Origin of the sequence: Streptomyces sparsogenes (genome assembly GCF_001704635.1) — a bacterium.
Lineage (GTDB): Bacteria > Actinomycetota > Actinomycetes > Streptomycetales > Streptomycetaceae > Streptomyces > Streptomyces sparsogenes.
The window spans coordinates 1-3,608 of sequence record NZ_MAXF01000239.1 but is presented as its reverse complement, the minus strand read 5'-3'; the positions used below and the strand labels follow the sequence as shown (position 1 = coordinate 3,608).

At 74.9% G+C, this 3,608-nt stretch carries 2 protein-coding genes; both read left to right on the top strand.

All coding sequences use genetic code 11. The features are described from left to right. A partial coding sequence (locus tag BBH68_RS38605) for an SDR family NAD(P)-dependent oxidoreductase (RefSeq protein WP_141713170.1) occupies window positions 1–2,802 on the top strand: 2,802 nt, incomplete at its 5' end. Between the two features lie 84 nt (window positions 2,803–2,886). After that, a partial coding sequence (locus BBH68_RS38600; RefSeq protein WP_174589145.1) for a beta-ketoacyl synthase N-terminal-like domain-containing protein occupies window positions 2,887–3,608 on the top strand: 722 nt, incomplete at its 3' end.

The following is a 3,608-nucleotide window of genomic DNA, read 5'->3' as shown; positions in this document are numbered from 1 at the left end:
CCCCGGTCCACGGTGGTGGCCGGTGAGGCGACCGCGCTGGATGAGCTGATGGCGGCCTGTGAGCGGGATGAGGTGCGCGCGCGCCGGATTCCGGTGGACTACGGTTCGCACACCCCGCAGGTGGAGTCGATCAGGGATGCCCTGTTGGAGCTGGCGGCGCCGGTGGCGCCGCGCGCGGCCCAGGTGCCGATGTACTCCACGGTCACCGCGGAGCTTCTGGCGGACGGCGGCGCGGATGCCGACTACTGGTACCGCAATCTCCGCGAGCCCGTCCGCTTCCACGACACCGTCAAGGCGCTGATGGCCACGGGCCACACCACCTTCGTCGAGGTGAGCCCGCACCCCGTGCTGACCTCCGCCCTCGAGGACGCGGGAGAGGCCGCGGCGGCGGAAGTGACCGCGGTGGGCACCCTGCGACGCGACGAAGGCGGCCCCCGGAGGTTCTTGGCGTCCCTGGCCGCCCTGTGGGTGCGGGGTGTCGTACCGGACTGGCAGGCGGTGTTCGCGGGCACCGGTGCCCGCCGCGTGGAGCTGCCCACCTACGCCTTCCAGACCAAGCACTACTGGTTCGACACGGCACCGGCCCGCCCTGCGGCGAGCGCGGATCCGCACGCCGCCTTCTGGGAGGTCGTGGAGCGCGAGGACCTGGAGGGACTCGCCGAGACCCTGCGGCTCGACGAGTCGCGGCCCGAGCTGACGGCCGTACTGCCCGCGCTTTCCGCGTGGCACAAGCGGCACGCCGAGGCCGCCACCCTGGACTCGTGGCGGTACCGGGCGCACTGGAAGCCGCTGCCCGGCGCCCCCAAGGCGGCGCTGTCCGGCACCTGGCTGGTGGCCGTCACCCGAGACCAACTCGGCGGGACGCTCTACGAGACGGTGGCCGACGCGCTGCGCCTGCACGGGGCCGTGGTCGAGCCGCTCGTGCTCGGCGACGTCGGGCAGGAAGGTGACGTCGGCGACACCGGCGACACCGGCGGCATCAGCGACACGGGGACGGCCGGGGAAGGGCCGTGGGCCGCGGCGCTCGCCGCGCACACCGAGGCGGTCGGCGTGCTGTCGCTGCTCGCGGAGGACGTGACCCCCCTCGCGGACCGGCCCGCCGTCCCGGCCGGCCTGGCCCACAACCTCGCGCTCCTGCAGCGACTCGAGGCGTCCGGCCTGGACGCCGCGCTGTGGTGCGTCACCCGGGGAGCGGTGTCCACCGGCGAGCATGACGCGCTCACCAGCCCGGCACAGGCGCTGGCCTGGGGCCTCGGCCGGGTGGTGGCCCAGGAGCTGCCGTCCCGCTGGGGCGGTCTGGTCGACCTGCCGCAGGAGCCGGACGAGCGTGTCCTCGCCCGGCTGTGCGCGGTGCTCGCGGCCGGGGGCGACGAGGACCAGGTCGCGATCCGCCCGTCCGGGACCTACGGGCGCCGGCTCGTCCGCGCGCCCCTCGGCGACGCGCTGCCCGGGGCCTGGGCCCCGGCCGGCGGTACCGTGCTGATCACCGGCGGCACCGGCGCGCTCGGCAGCCGGGTCGCCAGGCGGCTGGCCGCCCAGGGCGCCGAGCATCTGCTGCTCGTCAGCCGGCGGGGCGCCGCCGCGCCGGGCTACGCCGAACTGGAGGCCGAACTGACCGCGGCGGGCGCCCGGGTGACCGCGGCGGCCTGCGACGTGGCGGACCCGGACGCGCTGCGCCACCTGTTGAAGTCGGTGCCCGACGACTTCCCTCTGACGGCGGTGGTGCACACGGCGGCCGTGCTGGACGACGGGGCGCTCACCACACTGACCCCCGCGCAGCTCGACCGGGTGCTGCGGGTCAAGGCGGGGGCCGCGTGGCAACTCCACGAGATGACGCAGGACCTCGGGCTCACGGCCTTCGTGCTGTTCTCGTCGCTGGCCGGCACGGTGGGCATGGCGGGCCAGGGCAACTACGCGCCGGGAAACGCCTACCTGGACGCGCTCGCCCAGCACCGCCACGCGCAGGGGCTCGTGGCCACCTCCGTGGCCTGGGGCTCGTGGGCGCGGGGCGGCATGGCCGACCGGGACGCGGTCGGGGAGACCAGCGCCCGGCACGGCGTACCGCTGCTGCCGCCCGAGCGCGCCCTCGCCTCCCTGGAGGCCGCGTTGGCCCACGGCGACACCAGCCTCGTGATCGCCGACATCGACTGGGAGAGGTTCGCGCACGCCTACACCGCTACGCGGCCCAGCCGGCTGCTCGACGAACTGCCCGAGGCCCGCGCCGTCCTCACGGCGGAGGGGGCCGCCGAGGGCGCCGTCACCGCCCCGCTGCGCGAGCGGCTGGCCGGGCTGGCTCCGGCCGAGCGCGAGCGGCAGCTGCGCGAAGCCGTACGCGCCCAGGTGGCCGACGTCCTCGGCCACGACTCCGGCGAGTCGGTGGAGCTCCGGCGCCGGTTCCTCGAACTCGGCCTGGACTCGGTCACCGCCGTGGAGCTGCGCAACCGGCTCAACGTCGCGACCGGTCTCAGGCTGCCCACCACCGTCGTCTTCGACCACCCGACCGTGACCGACCTCGTGCGCCACCTCGGCACCGAACTGTTCGGCGACGACCGCCGGACCGCGGACTCCGCGGCCGCGACAGCGCCGGGCACGGCCGAACTCGACCGCATCGAGGTCCTGTTGACCCGGCTTCCCGACGGCGACCCCTCCCGCACGGAACTGGCCGGGCGGCTGCGGCACCTGCTGCGCGCCGCCACCGGCGCGGCCCCCGCGAGCGAGGAGGCCGTCGACGCCGAGGACCTCGAATCCGCCAGCAACGACGAGATCTTCGAATACATCGGCAAAGAGTTCGGGATCTCCTGAAGCCCTTGTCGCCGTCGCGGCTCTGACCGGCGCCCTCGCCCGGGCGCACGCCTACGTCCGTCTCACTCTCGGGGGCACGCAAGCATGGATGACGCCAAGAAGCTCCGCTACTACCTGACACGGGTCACAGCCGAGCTGAAGGAGACCCAGTCGCGGCTGCGTGCCGTGGAGTCGGCGGGCGGCGAGCCGGTGGCGATCGTCGGCATGAGCTGCCGCTACCCGGGGGGCGTGGCCTCGCCCGAGGAGCTGTGGCGGCTGGTGGCCGACGGCACCGACGCCATCTCCCCGCTCCCCGCCGACCGCGGCTGGGACCCGGCCGCCCTGGTGGACGTGACCGGTGAGCGCCCCGGCACCTCGTACGTGGCCGAGGGAGGCTTCCTCCACGACGCCGGGGAGTTCGACGCCGGGTTCTTCGGGATCTCGCCCCGCGAGGCGCTGGCCATGGACCCGCAGCAGCGGCTGCTGCTGGAGACCTCCTGGGAGCTGTTCGAACGCTCCGGAATCTCCCCGGACGCCCTGGAGGGCAGCAGCACCGGCGTCTTCATCGGCTCCAGCTTCCGCGACTACGGCAGCAGGCTGCCCGGGATCCCCGAAGAGGTCGAGGGCCACGCCATGACGGGCACGGCGGGCAGCGTGGCCTCGGGCCGTATCGCCTACACCTTCGGGCTGACGGGTCCTGCCGTGACGGTGGACACGGCGTGCTCGTCGTCGCTGGTGGCGCTGCACCTGGCGGTGCGGGCGCTGCGCCAGGGCGAGTGCTCGATGGCGCTGGCCGGCGGGGTCGCGGTGATGTCGACACCGGACCT